At 44.1% G+C, this 21,903-nt stretch carries 22 protein-coding genes and 1 pseudogene; 18 read left to right on the top strand and 5 right to left on the bottom strand.

Annotation, left to right across the window (positions count from 1 at the left end; translation table 11 throughout):
• Nucleotides 1–21 precede the first annotated feature (21 nt).
• The gene (locus FTW16_RS20775) at nt 22–1,263 is read left to right on the top strand and encodes an NAD(P)/FAD-dependent oxidoreductase (protein WP_146492328.1); all 1,242 of its coding nucleotides are present in this window, start codon (nt 22–24) and stop codon (nt 1,261–1,263) included.
• Nucleotides 1,264–1,391: 128 nt separating this feature from the next.
• Here the strand turns inward: FTW16_RS20775 and FTW16_RS20770 are convergent, their stop codons facing one another.
• Nucleotides 1,392–1,898: a hypothetical protein gene (locus FTW16_RS20770; RefSeq protein ID WP_061019773.1), complete on the bottom strand. Its 507-nt coding sequence runs from the start codon at nt 1,896–1,898 to the stop codon at nt 1,392–1,394.
• 139 nt (nt 1,899–2,037) lie between these two features.
• Nucleotides 2,038–3,171 (bottom strand): flagellar assembly protein FlgT, encoded by a 1,134-nt coding sequence (locus FTW16_RS20765; protein WP_146492327.1) that lies wholly within the window; start codon nt 3,169–3,171, stop codon nt 2,038–2,040.
• A 192-nt stretch (nt 3,172–3,363) separates the two neighbouring features.
• On the opposite strand from FTW16_RS20765, the gene FTW16_RS20760 reads away from it, so the two are divergent.
• Nucleotides 3,364–3,999, top strand: a complete 636-nt coding sequence (locus FTW16_RS20760) for a FlgO family outer membrane protein (RefSeq protein ID WP_004736167.1) — start codon at nt 3,364–3,366, stop codon at nt 3,997–3,999.
• A 9-nt stretch (nt 4,000–4,008) separates the two neighbouring features.
• A complete protein-coding gene (gene flgP, locus FTW16_RS20755) occupies nt 4,009–4,440 on the top strand; it encodes a flagellar assembly lipoprotein FlgP (RefSeq protein ID WP_146492326.1) in 432 nt (143 codons plus the stop codon).
• Nucleotides 4,441–4,716: 276 nt separating this feature from the next.
• On the opposite strand, the gene FTW16_RS20750 is transcribed toward flgP, so the two are convergent.
• From FTW16_RS20750 to flgA, 3 genes are all read right to left on the bottom strand, one after another.
• Complete coding sequence (locus tag FTW16_RS20750; protein WP_017064136.1) at nt 4,717–5,142, bottom strand: flagella synthesis protein FlgN; 426 nt, start codon at nt 5,140–5,142, stop codon at nt 4,717–4,719.
• Nucleotides 5,143–5,204: 62 nt separating this feature from the next.
• Entirely contained in the window at nt 5,205–5,522 is a 318-nt protein-coding gene (gene flgM / locus FTW16_RS20745) for a flagellar biosynthesis anti-sigma factor FlgM (protein ID WP_146492325.1), read from the bottom strand.
• 178 nt (nt 5,523–5,700) lie between these two features.
• Nucleotides 5,701–6,447 carry a flagellar basal body P-ring formation chaperone FlgA gene (gene flgA / locus FTW16_RS20740; RefSeq protein ID WP_146492324.1) on the bottom strand — a complete coding sequence of 249 codons (747 nt, stop codon included), beginning with the start codon at nt 6,445–6,447 and terminating at the stop codon, nt 5,701–5,703.
• Nucleotides 6,448–6,524: 77 nt separating this feature from the next.
• Between flgA and FTW16_RS20735 the strand changes: the two genes are divergently transcribed.
• From FTW16_RS20735 to FTW16_RS20660, 15 genes and pseudogenes are all read left to right on the top strand, one after another.
• On the top strand, nt 6,525–7,451 hold the full coding sequence (locus FTW16_RS20735; RefSeq protein ID WP_048609568.1) for a chemotaxis protein CheV: 927 nt from the start codon (nt 6,525–6,527) through the stop codon (nt 7,449–7,451).
• A gap of 11 nt (nt 7,452–7,462) precedes the next feature.
• Nucleotides 7,463–8,290, top strand: a complete 828-nt coding sequence (locus FTW16_RS20730) for a protein-glutamate O-methyltransferase (protein WP_060983619.1) — start codon at nt 7,463–7,465, stop codon at nt 8,288–8,290.
• 255 nt (nt 8,291–8,545) lie between these two features.
• Nucleotides 8,546–8,941 carry a flagellar basal body rod protein FlgB gene (gene flgB / locus FTW16_RS20725; RefSeq protein ID WP_004736175.1) on the top strand — a complete coding sequence of 132 codons (396 nt, stop codon included), beginning with the start codon at nt 8,546–8,548 and terminating at the stop codon, nt 8,939–8,941.
• A gap of 4 nt (nt 8,942–8,945) precedes the next feature.
• Nucleotides 8,946–9,359, top strand: coding sequence for a flagellar basal body rod protein FlgC (gene flgC / locus FTW16_RS20720; RefSeq protein ID WP_004736176.1), 414 nt, complete (start codon nt 8,946–8,948; stop codon nt 9,357–9,359).
• A 17-nt stretch (nt 9,360–9,376) separates the two neighbouring features.
• Nucleotides 9,377–10,090 (top strand): flagellar hook assembly protein FlgD, encoded by a 714-nt coding sequence (gene flgD / locus FTW16_RS20715; RefSeq protein WP_010439286.1) that lies wholly within the window; start codon nt 9,377–9,379, stop codon nt 10,088–10,090.
• Nucleotides 10,091–10,139: 49 nt separating this feature from the next.
• On the top strand, nt 10,140–11,444 hold the full coding sequence (gene flgE, locus FTW16_RS20710) for a flagellar hook protein FlgE (protein ID WP_048609567.1): 1,305 nt from the start codon (nt 10,140–10,142) through the stop codon (nt 11,442–11,444).
• A gap of 253 nt (nt 11,445–11,697) precedes the next feature.
• Complete coding sequence (gene flgF / locus FTW16_RS20705; RefSeq protein ID WP_060983620.1) at nt 11,698–12,447, top strand: flagellar basal-body rod protein FlgF; 750 nt, start codon at nt 11,698–11,700, stop codon at nt 12,445–12,447.
• Nucleotides 12,448–12,468: 21 nt separating this feature from the next.
• Nucleotides 12,469–13,257, top strand: a complete 789-nt coding sequence (gene flgG / locus FTW16_RS20700; RefSeq protein WP_004739713.1) for a flagellar basal-body rod protein FlgG — start codon at nt 12,469–12,471, stop codon at nt 13,255–13,257.
• 88 nt (nt 13,258–13,345) lie between these two features.
• Nucleotides 13,346–14,122, top strand: coding sequence for a flagellar basal body L-ring protein FlgH (flgH, locus tag FTW16_RS20695; RefSeq protein ID WP_146492323.1), 777 nt, complete (start codon nt 13,346–13,348; stop codon nt 14,120–14,122).
• Between the two features lie 94 nt (nt 14,123–14,216).
• On the top strand, nt 14,217–15,308 hold the full coding sequence (locus FTW16_RS20690; protein WP_017085296.1) for a flagellar basal body P-ring protein FlgI: 1,092 nt from the start codon (nt 14,217–14,219) through the stop codon (nt 15,306–15,308).
• Nucleotides 15,309–15,318: 10 nt separating this feature from the next.
• A complete protein-coding gene (gene flgJ, locus FTW16_RS20685; RefSeq protein ID WP_061019775.1) occupies nt 15,319–16,236 on the top strand; it encodes a flagellar assembly peptidoglycan hydrolase FlgJ in 918 nt (305 codons plus the stop codon).
• A 209-nt stretch (nt 16,237–16,445) separates the two neighbouring features.
• On the top strand, nt 16,446–18,326 hold the full coding sequence (flgK, locus tag FTW16_RS20680) for a flagellar hook-associated protein FlgK (RefSeq protein ID WP_146492322.1): 1,881 nt from the start codon (nt 16,446–16,448) through the stop codon (nt 18,324–18,326).
• 10 nt (nt 18,327–18,336) lie between these two features.
• Entirely contained in the window at nt 18,337–19,527 is a 1,191-nt protein-coding gene (gene flgL / locus FTW16_RS20675) for a flagellar hook-associated protein FlgL (RefSeq protein ID WP_146492321.1), read from the top strand.
• Nucleotides 19,528–19,944: 417 nt separating this feature from the next.
• The gene (locus tag FTW16_RS20670) at nt 19,945–21,081 is read left to right on the top strand and encodes a flagellin (protein WP_146492320.1); all 1,137 of its coding nucleotides are present in this window, start codon (nt 19,945–19,947) and stop codon (nt 21,079–21,081) included.
• 648 nt (nt 21,082–21,729) lie between these two features.
• A pseudogene (locus tag FTW16_RS20660) lies at nt 21,730–21,903 on the top strand (flagellin B); the annotation flags it as partial.

Genomic DNA, 21,903 nt, shown 5'->3' with positions numbered 1-21,903 from the left:
TAACAAACATGGCTTAAATTAATGAAAAAACTGTCAACTCAAGTAGTGATCATCGGAGCTGGGCCATCTGGGTCTATTGCCGCGTCTTTGCTTCATAAAAAAGGCATCGATGTTCGAGTGATTGAAAAGAGCCTTTTCCCGCGCTTTTCTATTGGTGAAAGTCTATTACCTGCTTGTATGGAAGTGATTGAACAAGCTGGCATGAGCGAAGCGGTGGCTGACGCTAACTTCCAATTTAAAGATGGTGCCGCTTTTCGTAAAAATGGCGTGTACACCGCGTTTAATTTTGAAGATAAGTTCTCTGCTGGGCCGGGAACCACGTTTCAGGTTCAACGAGGCGCCTTTGATAAGGTGTTAGCAGACACTGCCGAGGCGCAAGGTGTTGCCATTGATTATCAACATGAGTTGACGGGCATTAACTTCACTGAAGACAGCACCATTTTAGACGTACAAGTGCTTGATGGAGAACGCTATCAGCTAGAAGCTCAATATGTGCTGGATGGCAGTGGCTTTGGTCGCGTGTTACCGAAGATGCTTGATTTGGAAGAGCCATCATCGCTTCCCCCACGCAAAGCTATTTTTACGCACATCAACGATCATATTTCAGCGACGGAGACAGACCTTGAATATGACCGCAACAAAATTCTTATCTCGGTGCACCCGACAAATCCTGACGTTTGGTATTGGTTGATCCCGTTTAGTAACGGAGTGTCTTCGTTTGGTGTCGTAGGAGAGCCGAAGTTCTTTGAATTATACCCACAAGACAAGATTGCTGCTCTTAAACAACTGGCAATGGAAGAGCCGGGTTTAGCTGAGACTCTGGTTAATGCAGAATACCCTAACCCTGCGGGTGAAATCGGTGGTTATTCAGCTAACGTGAAGCACCTTGCGACAGACAAATACGCATTGCTTGGTAATGCGGGTGAGTTCCTTGATCCTGTATTCTCATCGGGCGTGACGATTGCGATGAAGTCGGCTCAGTTTGCGGTTGAGTGTGTGGAAAAACAGCTTAACGGCGAAGAGGTCGATTGGGAGCGCGATTATGCCGATCCGTTGATGGTTGGCGTAAATACCTTTAGAACATATGTTGAGGGGTGGTACTCTGGTACGCTGCAGGATGTGATTTTTTATCAAAATCCAAACCCGAAGATTAAGCAGATGGTGTGCTCAATTTTGGCTGGCTACGCATGGGATCAAACCAACCCTTATGTGAAAGAGTCAAAGCGTCGATTGGCGACACTGGCTGAGATATGCCGAAACTAGGTAATCGACTTTGTATGTAGCAATACTCTAAATTGTCACGATGGTTCGTCATAAACTAAAAACAGCCGCAATGTGCGGCTGTTTTTGTATCTGAAAAATATGGGTGGTCAACTTAATCGGATTTAAGCCTACTTCAGGTCGATGCTGTTCAATCGTCCCATAAATATAAGTAGTTCAATTACGTCTTTGTGAGCATCAAGCAGTGCACGTTTGGTTTGGCTATAAGCGGCAAGTCGGCCGTGCTTTCTGATTGAACATACCTTGGTTTTGTACTTGTAGTCACCATTCTCAGAGAAGACGCGCCACTTAGCGATGTAGCACTCGTCGCGGTGCTCAGGATCACTCTGAGTTGGGTTAGGCTTAAATACAATCTTAGGCTCTAAACTGTGAGGCAGACGCGTCATAAGATAGGGCTCTCTGAGAACCTTAGGCCAAAATTTGCCCCAAAGCTGTCTACCCAGTTCGTCTCTTAATTTGATGGTTTTCTTTAGTGCCTTGTCTTCACCCATACGAACAAAGCCGACCGAACGGTGTAGCACCTTATCTTCGGGAGTATGAATGTGGATTTTAAAAGCGGTTTTGCCTTTCGAGATAAAGCGGTAACCGGTAGCACCAATTAGATTATTCTGACTCATAGCTTGCTAAGTGATGATTATATTATTAATAAGATTACGACAAATACCGTGAAACCGAAACAAATCCCCATGAAAAAAATAAAGCCTTAGTACTTTTGCTAAGGCTTTATTAGAAACTATGAGACGAGAGTGTCGCTAACTACATGATTTTTTGCATTACATCACCAATTTGAATGCTTCCTGCAAGGCTTGGTTGGTCGATCGTAAGTTCTGCTTCGTTCTCGTAAACACGAGAAACCGTCAGCGTGATGTCGCTTTGCGACACTTTATTGCGCGGCAAGCCTCGTTGGTCGATAAACGAACCTGTGTGCCATAGCTGTAGTTTGTCACCCTGTTGTACACCGTGCATTCGACCTAAATCAATGGTCACCGTGTTACCAAATACCGCTGCAACCTCTGGAAGCGTGATCTTACATGACACTTCCGATTCCAAGTCCAACATAATATTGCGGCTAACACGCAGCATCATACTGCCGTAGGTTGATGCCCAGAAACGGGCACTGCGGGTGTCGACTTCACTAGTCTTAGCAAATGGCCACTTTGCCACTTCACGATAGCTACGGTTGTAAACCTGATGTCCTGTTTTGCCATCGAAGACTTGCATCTCTAAAGCAAACTGACGATTGATGATGTCGTCTTTCAAAAGTTTGGACTCGATGGTCGCGGTTAAATCGGTAATATCGCCACCAATGATGTACTGCGCGCCAGTGTCTTGGGCGATCATTTTGATCACCTCAGGTCGACGTTTGTCGATGTCGTAATTGGTCGTGCCAACGGAAACAAAGCTGCGAGACTCTTGTGCTAGCTGTCGATCCACGACATGGCCAAAATCATCGCCAATATTATAAATTCTGCCCATTACCGCTTGTTGTGGGGAGGTCACATCAATGTTGCCGACCAAAAATGTCTTTTTATATTGGCTCTCATGGCAAGCATTTGCCGAAGGATAGATATCGATCCTTGCAGTGATCATTATATTGCCACTACGCTTTTTCTCTTTTTCTACCAAGATGTAGCGCACTTCGTGGTTGGTAAATTGATATTCCTTTTTCTTCCCATCTAGATACGGCGTGAGGTTGGCAATGCTGCCGATGTCGGCTCCTGAGAACTGAATAGCCTTGTATACTGCGTCTTCTAGTGCATGGATTCTTGCCGTCTCTTCTGACGACACTATGGTTGCAGTACCGGTAACTTCATACCAGGAGGCATGAGCACTGAAGCTTATTGTTATCAGTGAACTTATTGAAAATAAGTAAGAAATTATTTTTTTCATCTATTCGTTACCAGTTGGGTATAAATATTGCTTAACAAATAACTATAAGCTTGAAGCTGACTTAAGTGCGATTTTCTTAATCTGGACCATTAATGAAAAGCAAAGACTGTTCCAACATTGTAATCCATTGAAAAGAATAATGGTGAGAACATATTGGAACAGGTAGCACTAAATATATCTGGAGATTAGAGAATGAAAAAATGGCTCGTAGTAATGAGTGTCATGTTACTGACATCATGCGCTTATTCGCCGATCTATAACGGCAAGTCTGAATATTCAGGCAGTCAGTTTATGTTGATGGACAGCCCTCGTCATACTATGGATTTTTTCGTGGAAAGTATGACTGAAGATTTGATCATTTCGAATACAAGTATTTCAGCTAGAACGCCGATAGCGATCACTTCGTTTGTTGATTTGCAACATATGGATACAACGAATTGGCTAGGAAACTCGGTATCAGAAGGCTTCATTCATCAGTTTCAGCGTCGTGGCTTCAAGGTTGTTGACTTCAAAACAACCGGTTCTATTCAAGTGACTCACCAAGGTGACTTTGCGTTAAGCCGCGATTGGAAAGACTTAGCTCAAGAGCAAGACGTTCAATACGTACTAACAGGCACCATGCTTCGACAAGAAGGCGGTGTGTTAGTAAATGCCCGTGTTGTTGGCATGCAAACTCGTATTGTTGTGGCGTCTGCACAGGGCTTCTTACCTGCGGATCGTATTGGCCGTGACCTAGATACTCTGAACAGTATTCGAACTCAAGATGGTGTCATTATTCGCTCTGATCCAACGATGACCCAGCCTTATACTGTCATTCTTCGCCCTTAGGAGTTCGAGATGAAGAAGTTAATATTTGTTGTTGCCGCTTTAGTGCTTGTTGGCTGTCAACCACTGCAAAACATGAGGCCAGACGATTTCTTGGTTGCCGTTGGTTATGCAAGTATCAGTGAACAAAAAGGGCGCAACGACGAAGAGAAGCGCATCCGCGCAATGAGAGCTTCAAAAATTGATGCTTACCGTGAACTTGCTGAGCAAGTCTATGGTATGCGAGTGAGTGGTCGAGCAGAGCTTGAAGATCAACGCCTTGGTACAGAACGTACTTCTGGTGCGGTTGATGGTGTAATTCGTGGCGCAGAAGTAGTACGCAGTTACCCTGTAGGTGATAGTTATGTCACTGAGCTTCAGCTCGATATTCGTAAGATGGAACAACTACGTAATTACGGCGAAGTTCAGCCAGTACCTGAAAAGAGACAACAAACGCTGTTCTAGTTTCGGTGTTTGAATTGAATATTCAAAGATATTGGCTGTCACTCGCTTTCCAGATGGCGTATCGGCAACCAATAACTAATATCAATGTAAAAGCGGCAAGTATGAAAATACTTGCCGCTTTTTTGTTTATCGATTTTGTAGAGCGTTCAAAGGCTGATTAGGTGTTTTGATAAAAGATAATGATGGGAATAGTCTGAGATACAGATACAGATACAGATACAGATACAGATACAGGCAGAAGGTTAATAATGGGTATTACTGAAGAGGGAGGCTTAACTAGGCTTTTACATTGGTTCCCAGCGTAGAAATGGTATGTGTTTGGCCACCTGCATTGTAGGTCATGCCAATTTTACCGTGGCTTTGTTGCATCATATTGCTGAGCTTTTTGAAGCTAAGGTGCGCTCGATTCAAGGCTTCGCCATTAACAAGGTTCGCTTGCTGGCAGTCGTGCACTATGGACTGGATCTTTGTGACTAACTGAGCAAGTTCAGGATTCTCGGTCAGTTCTGAGATATTGGTATGGGCAGCGATTCGTTGATCGGTTGATCTTAGCTGTTCAACAAGAACTACTTTTTCTTTGGCGATTCGCTCAATATCATTGGATTGTCGGCTCGTGATCGCGGTTTTCTCTGAACTTAATAATTCAGATAAGGCTTTGGCATTTTGAAGTTGAAAATTAACTAAATCTGCTAGTGCCGCCATAACGTAAACCTATCAATAACCTCGTGTGCTTTAAGTTAACCACTTAATCTAAGGGTTAGTGCTTAAAGACCTTTTAATTCGTTTTCGAACTTGATCATGTTGTCAGCCAGTTTTTCTGGATCAACCGTGTATGAACCGTTCGCAATTGCTTCTTTGATCGCTGCCACTTTCACAGAATCAAAGCTTGGCTGTGCTGCCATGTCTTGATGGAGTTGACCAATCGCTTTGCCTTGTTGGCTTAGAGAAACCGCATCCTTGCTTGCTGGTGATTTAGTTGATACATCAGAGCGTGATGCCTCAGAACTAGAATCAGAGCGTACTGCTGATCGGTTAGTGGTCGTTAGGGATTGCCCTGAACGAATATTATCAATGCCTGCCATAGTTAAGCCTTTTTCTTCAAAAATGGGAACCTGTACAGTCAATATCGACCAAGGGTTCGAATACTTTAGCAATTTTTAGCTCAATAGTCGAAAAGGGACAAAACACCGCCGCCGTTATATTTGGCGTTAGAGTTGAGAGCAAAATAGCTAACGATACCGTCAATTTAGAAGTAGATAGTTAAAAGTAAACTGTGACTTCAGACATGCTGGTAACAATCCCCTCAATTATACGCTGTGATTTATCATTTTTCACTCTTACTTGATCGCCCATAGAGCCATCGGTAAGTGCTGTGCCTTTGGTGGTAATGGTCATGCCACCTTTTACTGCCTGTATGATAACCTTCTCGTTTCGGCATACGACACAGATATCGCCTCTTTCAACTACATCACCGGGTCTCAGGTTCTTTTTTACCTTAGCGCCGATAACTTGCTCTGGAGCGGTGAAACCTTGGCGACGAAATTTGTTAAGAGAAATCATAGCGGTGGTGACATCGTATTGTCCGACGATTTCGCCTCTCGCGAGTGAGCGAGTGGTGGTAACAAGGGGCACTGACATCGAAAGACGCACGGGTACATAAACGCGCCATTCATCAGGAATACATTGCACTAAAACCGTAATACTGCTGCGGGTATTGGTGGTGGTTGAGGCGCTGGTCTCTAAAGGTGCTGGACAGTCTGTCGCTTTGATTCTTGAATCAACATTTGCTGAATTTACAAAGAGTTCACCGCCTTGTGGCTGCTCAACCGTATCAAGGATGTGTTGCTCTGCTGCTGACTGAATCATCTCAATTTGTTCTGGGGTCGCAGCTTGTACAAAAAAACTAAACAATATTGATAAAATGCCGATAAACTTAGCGACAGTTTTAAAAGTAGCTCTACACATTGCTATGGAAAGAGGTGGCAAATTTGTTTTATAATACGTCATTCCGTTTCTCTGGTGGTTCGTAGCCTGCAGTAGACTAACACTTTTTATACAAAAAAGTTTGATATGGAGATGAGCTCATGACGGGTATTCTTGATTCGGTGAATCAGCGTACGCAACTCGTCGGTCAAAACCGATTAGAATTACTAACCTTTCGCCTAATGGGGCGTCAGCGTTACGGCATTAATGTCTTTAAAGTAAAAGAAGTGCTTCAATGCCCTAAGCTGACAAAGATGCCAAACTTGAACCCACTGGTTAAAGGTGTAGCACATATTCGTGGCCAAACGATCTCTGTGATTGACTTGAGCTTAGCGATTGGTGGCCGTCCTACAACGGATGTTGAAAAGTGTTTTGTGGTTATCTCTGAATTTAACCGAACCATTCAAGGTTTCTTGGTAAGTTCAGTAGAGCGCATTATTAACATGCACTGGGAATCGATTCTTCCGCCGCCAGATGGCGCAGGTAGAGCGAACTACCTGACAGCGGTAACCAACATTGATAATGAATTGGTAGAAATTCTAGATGTTGAGAAGATTCTTGCAGAAATTTCTCCTGTTGATGAAACAATGGACAGTAAGATTGCTGAAGATATTGCGAAAGTCGAACAAGAGAAAGAACTGGTTCGCCGCATCTTGATTGCTGATGACTCGACTGTTGCTCGTAAGCAGGTTCAACGTGCTATTGAGTCGATTGGTTTTGAAGTTATTTCTGTGAAAGATGGTAAAGAGGCCTATGAGAAGCTGGTGCAGATGTCATCAGAAGGCAGTATTTACGATCAGATTTCATTAGTGATTTCAGATATCGAAATGCCAGAAATGGATGGATATACGTTAACTGCTGAGATTCGTCGTCACGCCGAACTTAAAGATCTATACGTAATTTTACACTCATCGTTGAGTGGTGTATTTAACCAAGCCATGGTTGAACGCGTAGGAGCTAACTCCTTCATCGCGAAATTCAACCCTGATGAGCTTGGTGCAGCGGTAAAAGCTGCGTTAACTAACTAAAAGAGACATTAATGACTGCTATAACAATAAGTGATCAAGAGTATCGCGATTTCAGCCGTTTCTTAGAATCTCAATGTGGCATTGTATTAGGTGACAGCAAACAGTACTTGGTGCGCAGTCGTCTAAGCCCATTAGTAGCGAAGTTTAATTTAGCTTCTCTATCTGATCTATTGAGAGACGTAGTAACAGGTCGAAACCGTGAGCTGCGTGTGGCTGCTGTCGATGCCATGACGACGAACGAGACACTTTGGTTCCGAGATACTTACCCGTTTGCTGTGCTTGCGGATAAACTTCTACCGGAAATAGCGGCAAATAAGCGTCCTATTAAGATTTGGTCTGCGGCAAGCTCCTCAGGTCAAGAAGCATACTCAATGGCAATGACGATTCTTGAAACTCAAGCTCGTAAGCCGGGTATGTTGCCAAATGTATCGATTACTGCAACCGACATCTCAGCAAGTATGTTGGATATGTGCCGTACAGGCGCGTACGACAACCTTGCATTGGGACGTGGACTTTCTCCTGAGCGTCGTCGTACCTTCTTTGAAGATGCGGGCGATGGTCGTATGAAAGTGAAAGATAACGTTAAGCGCATGGTGAACTTCCGCCCTCAGAACCTGATGGACAGCTATGCCTTGTTAGGCAAGTTCGACATTATTTTCTGTCGTAATGTGCTGATTTACTTCTCACCTGATATGAAGTCAAAAGTACTTAACCAGATGGCAAACAGCCTGAACCCTGGTGGTTACCTATTATTGGGTGCGTCTGAATCATTAACAGGTTTAACGGATCGTTTTGAAATGGTTCGCTGTAATCCAGGCATCATCTACAAATTAAAGTAATGAGTAGCACCAGTATAAGGTGCGACGTTACTGTTTAAATTCAAAACCCAGCCAAGTGCTGGGTTTTCTTTTGCCCGCTTAAGCTATATCTTTAAGTTAGAGTGACATTCCAATTTACTCTATTTTTTGGCTTGTATATTGCAAGTTTACCCACGAGTAACCTGTAAAAGTATAGATAGACCGCTTTGTTTTAAAAGTTGGTATATATATTGCTTTGGTTATTTCATAACAGTCAGTTCTTGAGTTGAGGTTTACATGGCTATTTCTTTTGACAATGCTTTGGGTATTCACCAGCACACAGTTGGTGTACGTGAGCGTAACGCTGAGGTGCTTTCCACCAATATCGCGCAAGCAAACACGCCTGGGTATAAAGCAAAGGGATTAGACTTTAAGAAATCACTGCAAGCGGCAAGTTCTGGGGCAAGCATTGGTCTTAGCCGTACAGATGGTCGGCACATTTCTGCCTCAACAACGGTGAACGGGGAAACGAAGTATCGAATTCCTACACAACCTGATACAGGAGATGGCAACACGGTTGATTTGGATTTGGAAAGAAACCTTTTCATGCAAAACCAAATTAGGCATCAAGCCTCTCTCGACTTCCTAGGAAGTAAGTTCAAGAATTTAACTAAAGCGATTAAAGGGGAATAATTAGATGAGCTTATTTAATGTATTCAATGTGACTGGTTCTGCGATGAGTGCTGAATCTGTTCGTCTAAATACGACCTCGAGTAACCTTGCGAACGCGGACAGTGTAAGTAGTTCAGCTGAAGAAACTTACAAGGCTCGTCACGCAGTGTTCGGCGCTGAGTTAAATAAAGCACGCAACAGTGGTCACACTGTGCCTGTGAAAGTATTAGGTATTGTAGAAAGCGATAAGCCGCTAAGCGCGGAGTACAACCCGGATCACCCATTAGCGAACAACGAAGGCTACATATACAAGCCTAACGTGAACGTTATGGAAGAGATGGCAAACATGATTTCGGCATCACGTGCGTATCAAACGAACGTACAGGTTGCTGACTCGAGTAAACAAATGCTGCTGCGTACGCTGCAGATGGGTCAATAAGGATAAGGAGGTAGCACATGGCTGGAATCAACAACAATGTTGGTCAAAGCGGCTTGTCCTATGTTGACCAGCTGAAGAGTCTTCAAGATGGCGCTAAGAAGCCCGACGAAACAACAGGTAAGCAGGATCTTAAACAAGAAGACTTCTTATCTTTGTTGACTAAGCAACTAGCACAACAAGACCCTTTCAAGCCGGTTAGCAATGACCAGATGATTGCGCAAATGGCTTCATTTGCGACCGTAGATGGCATTGGCAAAATGAATACACAGTTTGAAAGCTTGAATTCATCAATGACCTCTAACCAAGCACTTCAGGCATCCTCTTTGGTTGGTCGTGACGTATTGGTTCCTGGTGCGGCAGGTGTAAAACCTGGTGATGGCGGTATGGCGGCAATGGTTAAGCTTCCTCAGGCAATGGACAATGTAATGGTCCGTGTTGAGAACGAAGTTGGCCAATTGGTTCGCACATTTGATATCGGCTCTAAACCATCTGGTGATACACGTGTTGAATGGGACGGAAAAGACGAAGACGGTAACCCATTGCCGGCCGGTAAATATAACGTGAAAGCGTCGGGTTTACTGGATGGCGAGAACACAGAGTTTCAAGTTTCCAGTTATGCGAACGTAAACAGTGTGCTTCTTGGTAAGGGTGATGGCAACGTACTACTCAATCTGGCTGGTTTCACATCGCCAGTACGACTTGCTGAAGTACTAGAAGTTGGTAAAGCGTAGCTCTTTATTGAGTGACTATGCTAGCTAGATAGATTAGGAGAATATTGGAATGTCATATGTAGCTTTAAGCGGCCTATCCGCTGCACAATTAGACCTGAATACAACCAGTAACAATATTGCGAACGCAAACACGTTTGGCTTTAAAGAGTCTCGTGCAGAGTTCGGTGATGTTTACTCAAACTCGTTGTTTACTAACGCAAAAACGACGTCAGGTGGTGGTGCGCAAGCTAGCCAAGTGGCGCAACAGTTCCACGAAGGTTCAAGTATTTATACGAACAACCCAATGGATTTGCGTGTAAGTGGTACAGGTTTCTTTGCAGTATCGAAAGATCGCATGGTGCCAGAGATTAACGAACTAACGCGTAATGGTGCATTTCACCTAAACAAAGACAACTATATGGTTACGGCTAATGATGAGTTTCTTTTAGGTTACGATGTTGATCCAAACTCGGGTGAAGTTCTTTCTTACGCGCCAAAGCCTCTCGACATTCCTGCTGAGTTTGGTAAGCCAAAACAGACAGAAAACATTGAAGTAGGGGTCAACCTTCCTGCAAATGGTGATCTTAAAGACCCGGCTGCATTTAACTACCAAGATGCTGATACTTATAACCGTGCAACGTCTTCGACGGTATACGATTCTATGGGTCAGTCTTACAAGTTAACGACTTACTACCTCAAAGATCAGACTCAACCAAACACTTGGCAAACGTACTACACCATGTCAGATGAGAATGGTGAGAAGCCATTGAACATTACTGGCGGTGATGCGACGAATGCAACTGGTCATGTTGGCCACACAATGAAGTTCAACAATGACGGTACGTTAGCAAGCCTAAACAGTGGTCAGCCAATTAACTCTGATCCTCTAGGTGCAGGTGCGAACCCAATTGACTTGAACGGTGCCGATCCAACACAGGTGCTTAAGTTTGGTCTGGATTCTTCAACTCAGTTTGCTGCTCCGTTTGAATTGACTAAGTTTGATGAAGATGGTGCGACAACAGGTTTCTTAACCAAAATCGATTTCGATGAGTACGGCAGTGTTCTGGGTACTTACTCAAATGGTGAAAACGTGATGCTTGGCCGTGTAGGCTTAGTTCGTGTACCAAACGAGCAAGGCCTAGATAAGAAAGGCGGTACTCAGTGGGATTCTACTAACGACTCTGGTGATAAAATCTGGGGTGAATCGAACAAAGGTTCATTTGGTAGCATCAACAACGGCTCACTAGAGCAATCGAACATCGATATGACTCAAGAACTGGTTGATTTGATTTCTGCTCAACGTAACTTCCAAGCGAACTCGCGTTCTCTAGAAGTACACAACCAACTGCAACAGAATATTCTTCAGATTCGTTAATCGTTTCGAGCGTTTGAATCATCTGCGAATACCCAATTCAATGTTATTGAATTGGGTATTGTTGTTTGTCTTCTTATTTGCCGCCCCTATTGCCGCACGGTAATGCCACTGGCAACAATTCTTCCTGAATGATCCTTTAATGATCACCCCTCCTTGTTCGTTTTCTATTTAAATTATTGATAAATAACAGTTAAAAATATTGGCACAGTGTTTGCTTTATTAGCTCCAGAAGATGATTTTTTGGAGCAAAATTATGGATCGCGCACTGTTTCTTGCCATGAGTGGCGCTAAGCAAAATATGCAAGCTTTGCAGCTACGTGCAAACAACCTTGCCAACGTGAGTACAACGGGTTTCCGTGCTGATTTGGCACAAGCGCGTTCAATGCAAGCGTATGGTGAAGGCATGCCTACTCGTGTTTTCAGTATGACAGAGCGTCCGGGCCATAATTTCTCGCAAGGTAGTGTGGTTACCACTGGCCGAGATCTCGATGTTACCGTTCAAGGTGATGGTTGGATTTCAGTTATGGATAACACCGGCCGCGAAGGTTTAACACGTAACGGCAACCTTAAGGTTGACCAAAACGGTTTGCTAACTAATGCAAGTGGCCATTTGGTGCTAGGTGAAAACGATGCGCCAATCACACTGCCCATCCCAATCAGTAAAGTAGAAATTGGTACTGACGGTACGATTTCGGTGATTCCTCAAGGCGCTCCAGCTGAAGAATTGGCCGTAGTTGATCGTATTAAGCTTGTACGTCCAGACAATCAAACTTTGTTTAAAGATACGAATGGTCTGTTCCGTTCGAAAAACCCAGATCAGGCATACGAAGCAGATGCAGCAGTAACGTTGCTAAAAGGTGCTATCGAAGGCAGTAACGTAAATGCCGTAGGTGAAATGACCAGCTTAATTGACTTACAACGTCAGTTTGAAATGCAGGTCAAGATGATGAGCACAGCAGAGGAAATGGACAAGTCGTCTGATTCACTGCTTCGTATGAGCTAATAGAATTTAAAGGAAATTGCTATGCATCCAGCATTATGGGTAAGTAAAACAGGTTTAGACGCCCAACAAACCAATATCTCAACGATTTCGAACAACCTTGCCAACGCCTCGACCATTGGTTTTAAAAAGAGCCGCGCGGTATTTGAAGATCTGTTCTACCAGAACATCAACCAACCGGGTGGTCAATCGTCTCAGAACACTGAGCTGCCAAGTGGTTTGATGTTGGGTGCTGGTTCTAAGGTGGTCGCAACTCAAAAAGTGCACACTCACGGTAACGCACAAACGACATCTAACAGCTTAGACATGATGATTGAAGGCGACGGTTTCTTCCAAGTTGAGATGCCAGATGGTGAAACAGGTTACAGCCGCAATGGTCAGTTCACGTTGAACGGTGACGGCGCGATCGTAACGTCGGGTCAAGGTTACCCTCTACAACCAGAAATCGTGATTCCTGAAGACGCGATCTCGGTAACAGTAGGTAACGATGGTGAAGTGTCGGTTCGTCTACGTGGTGAGCAAAACAACGTCGTGGTTGGCCAAATCACTATTACTGATTTTGTAAACCCAGGTGGTTTAGAGCCAGTAGGTCAAAACCTTTACTTGCCAACTGGCGCGAGTGGCGACCCACAAGAGGGGGTTCCGGGCTTTGATGGCTTAGGTAATATCCGTCAGTCGATGCTAGAAACATCGAACGTGAACGTAACCGAAGAGCTGGTAAACATGATTGAAGCTCAGCGTGTATACGAAATGAATTCGAAAGTTATCTCGTCGGTAGACAAGATGATGAGCTTTGTTAACCAACAGCTGTAATTGGTTTTTTAGCCGTTTACTTTTTTAATTAATAGATCTATTTCTGCTGATTAATCCATTGACCACTGCCTGCTGAGAGTATATCGCCATGAAACGTATTTTTTGTTTAGCTCTATTTATGTCTATGACGGGTTGTGCTGTACTGGACCCGATTGAGACTCCGGCAGAAGAAAATGCAACCACAGTGGTTGATGCTGTGGAAGGTGATAAGTCGGCGCAAGAGAGCTCAGGCATTATCGACACGCTTCGTGGTCGCACCGATCCAATTGCTGGTGACCCTGCATGGGCGCCAATCAATCCCAAGCAGAAACCAGAGCATTACGCAGCGGCAACGGGCTCACTGTTCAATGTGAACCACATTGGCAGCATGTATGACGATTCAAAACCTCGCGGCATTGGTGACATCATTACTGTAGCGCTAGATGAGAATACTCGTGCGACCAAAAAAGCCAACGCGGACATGTCTAAGTCGAATGATGCATCGATGGAGCCATTGGCCGTTGGTGGTCAAGAGCTGACTATCGATAAGTACAACTTTTCTTACGATCTGAGCAACACCAATACCTTTGCTGGTGACGCATCAGCCAACCAAAGTAACAGTATCAGCGGCTACATTACCGTTGAAGTTATTGAAGTTTTAGCCAACGGCAACCTAGTGGTTCGTGGTGAAAAATGGATGACATTGAACACAGGCGATGAGTATATCCGCCTAAGTGGCACTATCCGTCCAGACGACATTGATTTCGAAAATACCATCGCTTCAAACCGTGTTTCTAACGCACGAATTCAGTACTCGGGCACGGGCGTGCAGAAAGATATGCAAGAGCCTGGATTCTTGGCACGATTCTTTAATGTATCTCTGTAGAGCTTGAGAGGGCGACGACATACTGACAGCCTCTATCACTTAGCCATATTTAGCTAAGCTATTATAAATTAAAGCAATACAGACAGGTTACTCAATGAAAAAACTAACACTCGTACTATTCGGCATGCTATTTCTTGCCACAAGTGCCCATGCTGCGCGTATCAAAGACGTGGCAAAAGTGGCGGGTGTTCGTAGTAACCAACTTGTTGGCTACGGTTTGGTGACCGGCTTGCCGGGTACTGGTGAGACAACTCCCTTTACCGATCAAACGTTTAACGCGATGCTGCAAAATTTTGGCATTCAATTGCCGCCCGGCACGAAGCCAAAAACGAAAAACGTAGCGGCGGTAATTGTTACCGCTGAACTTCCAGCCTTCTCTAAGCAAGGTCAGGAAGTTGACGTAACCGTTTCTTCTATCGGTTCAGCAAAAAGCCTTCGTGGTGGTACCTTGTTACAGACCTTTCTGAAAGGTCTAGACGGTCAGGTGTATGCTGTGGCGCAAGGTAACTTGGTAGTAAGTGGCTTTAGTGCTCAAGGTAATGACGGTTCGAAGATCGTTGGCAACAACCCAAACGTAGGTATCATCTCTAGCGGCGCGACGGTTGAACAAGAGATCCCAACCCCATTTGGTCGTGGTGACTACATCACCTTTAACCTAATCCAATCCGATTTCACAACGGCTCAGCGTTTGGCTGACGCAGTTAATAATTTCCTAGGCCCACAAATGGCGTCTGCGGTAGACGCGACGTCAGTAAAAGTTCGTGCTCCTCGAGAAATCAGCCAACGTGTCGCGTTCTTATCGGCTATCGAAAATATTGAATTCGACCCTGCAGAAGGTTCTGCAAAAATCATTGTTAATTCTCGTACCGGCACCATTGTGGTTGGTAAGCACGTACGCTTAAAAGCGGCGGCAGTAACACATGGTGGTATGACGGTTGCAATCAAAGAAAATCTAAACGTAAGCCAACCCAATGCATTCTCTGGTGGCCAAACGGTAGTGGTTCCTGATTCTGATATCGAAATCACGGAAGGCGATGGCAAGATGTTCAAATTTGAACCTGGCCTAACGCTGGATGATTTGGTCCGCGCAGTTAACGAAGTAGGAGCTGCGCCTTCAGATTTAATGGCAATCCTTCAAGCACTGAAACAAGCGGGTGCGATTGAAGGCCAATTGATCATTATCTAGGGAATAAAGCATGATTAAGAATAATAATGATATTGGTTTTATCCACGACATCGGCAGCCTAGATCGCCTTCGTCAACAAGCAGTAAACGGTGAAGAAGGTAGCGAGAAAGAAGCATTAACCGCTGCTGCGAAACAGTTTGAATCGATTTTCACCTCGATGTTGTTTAAGTCGATGCGTGATGCGAACTCGAGCTTTAAGTCGGATATGCTGAATAGCCAGAACGAGCAGTTCTATCGCCAGATGCAAGATGACCAAATGGCGAGTGAGTTAAGTGCTTCAGGTTCGTTAGGTCTTGCGGATATGATTGTGGCTCAGCTAAGCGCTGGTCAAGCAAGCGATGCGTCTGAAGAGAAGGTTCGCAGTGAAGGCTTTGATGCTTCATTGCAAAGGCCGCAATACTCAGGCCGTTCGGAAGAGCGTGCGTCAGACGTTCAATCTGCGCAAGCAGCAAAACAGCCAGTATCCTTTGATTCTCCAGAATCGTTTGTGACCTCAATGAAGCCTTACGCTGAAAAAGCGGCAAGTGCGCTTGGTGTTGATTCATCACTCCTATTGGCACAAGCTGCGCTTGAAACAGGTTGGGGTTCTAAAATGATTAAGAACTCATTAGGTAACAGTAATAACCTATTCAACATCAAAGCCGATAGAAGTTGGAAGGGCGATAAGGTTGCAACTCAAACTCTCGAGTTTCACGGTAAAACTGCCGTTAAAGAGTCGGCTTCATTCCGTTCTTACTCAAACTTCGAAGACAGCTTTAACGACTATGTGAAGTTTTTGAATGAAAACCCAAGATACGAAACGGCATTGCAGCATCAAGGTAACTCAGAGAATTTCATCAAAGGTATTCACCAAGCTGGTTACGCAACTGACCCTAACTATGCAGACAAGGTTTTGCGAGTGAAAGCTAAGATTGACGAGATGAACTAGCGTTATTGAATGTATACGGGAGCTTGCCATTGGCAGGCTCTTTTCTTATCTATCACCTCAAATTTTGCTGCGAAGTCTGTAGTTATCTCCTTACACTTCAATAAATTATTGTCTTTTAGTTCTTCGCTGTGTCTATTGGCACATATATTGCTTTTTAAACTGGTAGTTAATCAGTTTATCCTGATTTTGTTAAGTTTTTTGGGGGCATTATGGCGTCGGATCTTCTGAATGTAGGGGCACAAAGTGTTCTTACTGCTCAGAGACAGCTAAACACCACAGGTCATAACATTTCTAACGCCAACACAGAGGGCTATAGCCGCCAATCTGTGATTCAAGGTGTGAATGACCCGCGTCAGTACGGTGGCCAAAGCTACGGTATGGGCGTGCATGTGGAAAATGTTCGCCGCTCTTGGGACCAATTTGCCGTCAACGAACTTAACTTATCGACAACCAATGCCGCCAATAAAGGCGACACCGAAGCTAACCTCGATATGCTGTCGAGTATGCTGTCATCTGTTGCTTCGAAGAAGATTCCAGAAAACCTTAATGAATGGTTTGATTCGGTTAAAACATTAGCTGATACACCGAATGATGTCGGTGCTCGAAAAGTTGTATTAGAAAAGGCTGGGCTACTTAGTAAAACGTTAAATGAATTCCATGAAACGGTTCGCCAACAGTCTGACTCTACCAATAAAAAATTAGATATGGGTATCGAGCGAGTTAATCAGCTTGCGTACGAGATCCGTGATGTTCAACGTTTAATGATGCGGACTCCTGGGCCTCATAATGACCTACGAGATCAGCACGAAAAGTTGATTAATGAGCTTTCTGGTTACACCAAAGTAACGGTGACACCACGCTCAAATGCCGAAGGGTTTAATGTCCATATTGGCAATGGCCATACCTTAGTATCTGGTAGTGAAGCAAGCCAATTAAAAATGGTTGATGGCTTACCCGATGCACATCAGCGTCGACTAGCGATTGTTGAAGGTAAGTCTTTAAAACCGATCACCAGCAGTGATATCGACGGAAAAATCGGCGCCATGCTAGACATGCGTGACGAACACATCCCGGCAATCATGGATGAACTTGGTCGTTTAGCGACCGCGTTTTCATACGAGGTAAATGGTCTTCAAGAACAAGGTTTGGATCTCAACGGCAACGTAGGTAAGAACCTGTTTACTGATGTTAACTCTGAGTTGGTGGCTAAATCTCGTGTCACGGCTAGCGGGCAATCGAAAGCAGATGTTGCGGTATATATTGATGATACCTCTGCCTTAAAAGGCGGTGAGTATGGTCTGAAATACGATGGCAGCGATTACGTGGTGACTAAGCCGAACGGTGAGACAGTTAAGATGGCGACCGACTCTAGCGGCAACGCTTTTTATCTTGATGGCATGCGAGTGGAAATTCGTAATCCTCCTGAGCTAGGAGAGAAACTGTTACTGCGTCCAACGCGTAATTTTGCTGCTCAAATGCAGATGGAAACCAAAGATCCGAAAGACATTGCCGCACAAAGCTATGAGGCATCGACCACTTTTGCCAAGGGCACTGCTGGGTTCAAAATTCTAGCGGCCGGTCAATTGCGTGAGTTTGAAGTGGTTGTATCACCAAAGGGGGAGCAATTTGCGGTTACCGATCCTAAGGGCAACATCTTGATGCAGCCTCAACCGTATCCGCCTGAAGGCCCTGTGACTATCAATGGAACAACGTTTGAGCTAACACCAGGCGCTGTGGCAAATGATAAATTTACGGCAAACCTTGTCCCATCAGAAGGTGACAACGGTAACCTGCGTAAGTTGCAAGATCTTCAAACAGGAAAGCTTTTGAATGATGGTGAGTCTACGATTTTAGACCTTTACCACAACTTGAATACCAATACGGGCTTGAAATCTTCAACGGCAAATCGTTTGAGTGATATTGCGACGTTAGAAAAACAGTCGGCTCAAGAGCGTATTGCTTCTATCTCGGGAGTAAACCTCGATGAAGAAGCGGCAAATATGATGAAGTTTCAGCAAGCGTATATGGCTTCTTCACGCATCATGCAAGCAGCCAACGATACGTTTAACACTATTTTGGCTCTGAGATAGGAAGGTATAAATGTTGAATCGTATCTCTAGCTTCCATAATTATCAGTCAGTACAAAATGACTTGCGCCGCCAAGAGAACAAGGTGCATCACAACCAAGCGCAACTTGCTTCAGGTAAGAAGTTACAGTCGCCAAGTGATGATCCATTAGCGACGCACTATTTGCAGAACATAGGTCAGCAGTCAGAACAACTTAAACAGTATGTAGATGCGATTACTCTAGTAAGAAATCGTCTTGAACATCATGAAGTATTAGTTTCTAACACTGAAGGCTTTGCTGATGAAGCAAAACGAACCGTGATGGAAATGATCAACGGTGCGCTTTCTCCAGAAGACCGTTTAGCCAAGAAGCGTGAAATTCAAGAACTGGCGAATAACTTCCTTCATTTAGCCAACTCTCAAGATGAGTCGGGTAACTACACATTTGCGGGTACTAAACCAAAGAATCAGCCTTTCTTTCGAGACAATCAAGGAAACGTGACTTATCAAGGTGATGACTACCAACGCAAGATGCGTGTGGCAAGTAGCTTTGAAATGGCAATGAATGATCCAGGCAGCAAGATGTTTATGGAAATAGACAACCCATTTGGTGATTTTGAGCCTCAGTATGACCTTGAGCCCGCTTCAGAGCTATTGTTAGAGCGCGCAACGAACACAACTAAAGATTCATCAACGTACAAGGTGACGTTCGTTGATATGCAGACCGGAAACTATGCCTACCAACTTGAAAAAGATGGGACCGTCGTCGCCGCGGAAGATTTTGATCCTTCGACAGGTATTGTCTACGAAGGGCTGAATATCCAACTTAAAGGCCAGATCACGAAAGGTGATTCGATCACCTTAGAGCCGAGAAAGACATTCTCTATCTTTGATACGTTTAAAGAAGCCGCTGAACAGGCTGAAAACCCAGTATCGGATGCATCAGCTACGGCGAAATTGCACCAAGTAACCGAAGAGTTTCATGCCGCGTTTATTCATTTAACCAAGGCAAGAACCGATGTTGGTGCACGTTTAAGTACGCTGGATATTCAAGAGCAGCAACATGAAGATTTTAAGTTGTCTTTAGCGAAAGCAAAAAGCAACTTTGAAGACTTGGATTACTCGAAAGCGATCATTGAGTTCAATGAAAACTCTCGAGCACTACAAGCTTCTCAACAAGCGTTTGGCAAAACCAAAGACCTGACCTTGTTTAACTATATTTAATGATCAATCGGCATTTAATGGTGACTTGTCGATCACCATGGCGTTGATTCCTTGCCGTATGTGCTATGCCATACGTGCGAATGACGCCATAGTTTGCCGCTTTTTTGTACGAAGCATGATGTTTCTAGAATAGCGGCAAAAAACGGCAATAAGGAAGGTGAATGTTTTTACCTTCTAATAGTAGAAAATCATAATTGCGCAGTGTTGTTTGTAAGTTTTTGATTTTTAGATAATTAAAAAATTATTTATATGAGATTAAACTTGGCATACAACTTGTATCTGTTTTGGTTATAAATGATTAATACAGATCTTAAACCTTGTATAGGTTTTATCGAGTAATACACGGTCAGTGCTTATCCATATGAGAGTAAAGCTGGCCGCTTCGCAGAAAGCTTGCGAACTCATAAGGAGAGCAAAATGGCTATTAATGTAAGTACTAACGTATCTGCTATGACAGCACAGCGTTACCTGAATAAAGCGTCGAATGACTTAGCGACTTCAATGGAGCGTTTGTCATCGGGTCACAAGATCAACAGCGCAAAAGATGATGCTGCAGGTTTGCAAATTTCGAACCGCTTAACAGCTCAATCTCGTGGTCTTGATGTAGCAATGCGTAATGCCAATGACGGTATCTCAATTGCTCAAACCGCTGAAGGCGCGATGAACGAATCAACCAACGTATTACAACGTATGCGTGATCTAGCGATTCAATCATCAAACGGTACTAACTCTCCAGCAGAGCGTACGGCACTGAATGAAGAGTCTATGGCACTTCAAGATGAGCTTAACCGTATCGCAGAGACAACGTCTTTTGGTGGCCGTCGTCTATTGAATGGTTCATTTGGTGAAGCATCGTTCCAGATCGGTTCTAACTCTGGTGAAGCGATGATCATGGCTCTGACGAGCATTCGTGCCGATGATTTCCGCATGGGTGGTACAACGTTTGATTCTGAAAACGGCAAAGATAAGAGCTGGGAAGTGCCTGCACAAGCTCGTGATCTTAAGTTCGAATTCAAAACCAAAGCGGGTGAAGATATCGTTTTAGATATCAATACCAAAGCGGGTGACGATATCGAAGAGCTTGCTACTTACATCAATGGTCAATCTGATCTTGTGAACGCATCGGTTACTGATGATGGTCGCATCCAGCTATTCGTTGCTGAACCAGACCTTGACGGTGCAATGTCTATCTCTGGTGGCCTAGCGTCTGAGCTAGGTATTAAGAGTGAAGGCCGTGCTACCTCTGTTCAAGACGTTAGCTTAACCAGCGTTGCGGGTTCACAGAACGCAATTAGCGTGATTGATTCTGCAATGAAGTACGTGGATTCACAACGTGCTGATTTGGGTGCAAAACAGAACCGTCTAAGCCACAGTATTAATAACTTGGCAAACGTACAAGAGAACGTAGACGCTTCAAACAGCCGAATCAAAGATACGGACTTTGCGAAAGAGACGACGCAAATGACCAAATCACAAATTCTGCAACAAGCAGGTACTTCAATACTTGCTCAAGCAAAACAGTTGCCTAACTCTGCGATGTCATTATTGCAATAGTTATTGGTTGAACTTGCTGCTCGTGTTCAGACGTGAGCCATGCAGCAAGGGAAACTGGCAAGCATACTTACTATTGAGTGTTTAGCTCTCTCATCTCTCACCTGCTATCCATTTTTACAGTAAGAATGCAACGGCAAGTCGGAAATGTGTTCATTTCTCGATGATCTCCACACAGGTTCTGACGCGCCAACTAGCCCCGGTTCTCTCAAAGGAAAAGGGGCTTTTTCCTTTCTGTATTTCTTGTTTTTGCTATTTATTTTCCTACGAATTTTCTCGCTCTACCTTTCTTAGAGCTCTATTTGACTGTTCTTGTTCACGAAAAATAATTTCGCCTATTGCACAAGATTTGTCTACCCCAGAGCTCTTTGGCAATTGATCATTTCTCCACCTTGAGCAATTTAGACGGCGATTCGTACGTTTTTCAAACAGGTTAAGATCTTTTCTCAATTGAAATCTATCGCTGTATTAGAAAATGCGATAAATTAAGTCATTGATAAATATTAAATTAATAAATTTTTTGTGGTTTTTTGAAAGTTTTTCTAAAGCTTCTGATTTTCGCGCCGTTATTAAAAGTAACTTTGAGAGAACTACTTGGTTTTCCGAGACGTCGGAAACCGCTATACCGGAAAATCAATTGGAGAAATCACCATGGCAGTGAATGTAAATACAAACGTTTCAGCGATGACAGCGCAACGTTACCTAAACAACGCAAACAGCGCACAACAAACATCAATGGAGCGTCTAGCTTCAGGCTCAAAAATCAACAGCGCAAAAGATGACGCTGCGGGCCTACAAATCTCTAACCGTTTGAACGTTCAGAGC

Origin of the sequence: Vibrio sp. T20 (assembly GCF_007858795.1) — a bacterium.
In the GTDB taxonomy this organism is placed as follows: domain Bacteria; phylum Pseudomonadota; class Gammaproteobacteria; order Enterobacterales; family Vibrionaceae; genus Vibrio; species Vibrio satsumensis.
Note: the sequence above shows the minus strand (reverse complement) of the source record. Positions and strands in the feature narration are given on the sequence as shown.